Origin of the sequence: Streptomyces sp. NPDC097619, assembly GCF_040302735.1 — a bacterium.
Classification (GTDB): Bacteria; Actinomycetota; Actinomycetes; order Streptomycetales; family Streptomycetaceae; genus Streptomyces.
On the sequence record NZ_JBEOSD010000324.1, the window covers coordinates 1 to 1,491 of the forward strand.

General features: G+C 77.1%; 2 protein-coding genes. One reads left to right on the forward strand and one right to left on the reverse strand.

Annotation, left to right across the window (positions count from 1 at the left end):
- The first annotated feature begins 192 nt into the window (after nt 1–192).
- Nucleotides 193–528, forward strand: a complete 336-nt coding sequence (locus ABTZ17_RS36780) for a hypothetical protein (RefSeq protein ID WP_352200175.1) — start codon at nt 193–195, stop codon at nt 526–528.
- Nucleotides 529–744: 216 nt separating this feature from the next.
- Here the strand turns inward: ABTZ17_RS36780 and ABTZ17_RS36785 are convergent.
- Nucleotides 745–1,491, reverse strand: a 747-nt coding sequence (locus tag ABTZ17_RS36785; protein WP_352200176.1) for a polysaccharide deacetylase family protein, incomplete at its 5' end; no start/stop codon positions are given.

The window sequence follows — 1,491 nt, forward strand, 5'->3', positions numbered from 1 at the left end:
CCCAGGAGACGGGGGAGCACTGGAGGAAGACCTCGCCGGGCCCGAAGTCGGCGTACGTCTGGTCGGTGACGGTGGAGACGAGGTTGCGGTGGGAGTTGCCGTTCCGGCAACGAAGGTGGACCGGCCCCGGCCGGCGGCCGCACGGTGTCCCCCGCCGGCGGATCTCCACCGCCGCGGAGCGGAGGAGGATCCGTGCGGGACGGTACGAGCACAGGGGCGGGGCGGGGCCGGGGACCGGGGCCGGGCGGGGGGCCCGGTGACGACGGCGCCCCCGCCCCGGGAGGGCCGGCGACACCCCGTTGGGCCCTGTCCGCCCTGGCCACGGCGGTCCTGCTGCCCTCGCTCGGGGTGGGGACCGCCGGGGTGGCCCTGCCGGACCTGTCCGCCGCCTTCGGCGCCTCCTTCGCGGCCGTCCAGTGGGTCACCCTCGCCTATCTGACCGCGCTCACCGCGCTGGTGGTCTCGGCCGGCCGGCTGGGCTGCCCGTACGGCTCGGGGCCGCCGGGTACGTGGCGCCCCTGGCCCTGACCACCTGCGGCTACGCCCTCTTCCAGGCGGCGGACAACACGGCGCTGCTGACCGGGATCGCCCCGAGGCGGTGGCCGCGGGCTCCGGCGCCGCCTTCGCCCTGGCGACGGTGCTGGTGGGGGTCGCCCTCGCGGTCACGGCACGGGCCGGCCGCCGGGCCACGGCCCCCTCCCGCCGGTCGGGTGCGGCGGAAGGAGGGGCGCGGGCCGGGGGCGATCAGCGCGGGGGCAGCGGGGGCAGGGTCATGCGGTAGCCGCGGTCCAGGAGCCGGGGCAGGTAGGAGCGCAGGGCCGTGACGCTCTGGGAGCGGTCGCCGCCCGCGTCGTGGGAGAGCACGATCACCCCGGGGGCGGCCCCGCCGAGCACCCTGCGCACGATCGCGGGGCTGCCGGGTTCCTTCCAGTCCAGGGTGTCCACCGTCCAGGCCAGGGGCTCCATGTCCAGCTCGGCGCCGATCTCGAAGGCGGCCCGGTTCCAGGCCCCGTACGGGGCGCGGAACCACGGCGGGGCCGTGCCCGTGACCTTCTCGACGAGTTCGCTGGTGCGGCCGATCTCCCAGGCGAGGGAGGGGCGGCTCAGCTTGGGGATGAGGGGGTGGGTCCAGGTGTGGTTGCCGATGACGTGCCCCTCGGCCGTCATGCGCTTGAGCAGGTCGCGGTGTTCGGTGGCCATTTCCCCGCAGACGAAGAAGACCGCGCGGACCCCGTACCGGGCCAGGGTGTCGAGGATGGCCGGGGTGTAGCGGGGGTCGGGGCCGTCGTCGAAGGTCAGCACCATGTTGCTGCCCTCGATCGGGGTGTCGAGGAGGGGGCGGGTGCGCACGGGCGGTCGGGCCGGGCGCTGTCGGGTGGGGCGTTCCGCGGTCATCGGGGCGAGCCGGTAGCTGGAGGGCAGCTGCGGGCGGGCGGCGCGCGGGGGCCCACCGGCCGGGGGTGCCCCGCCGGGGGGGGGGGGGGGTAGAGC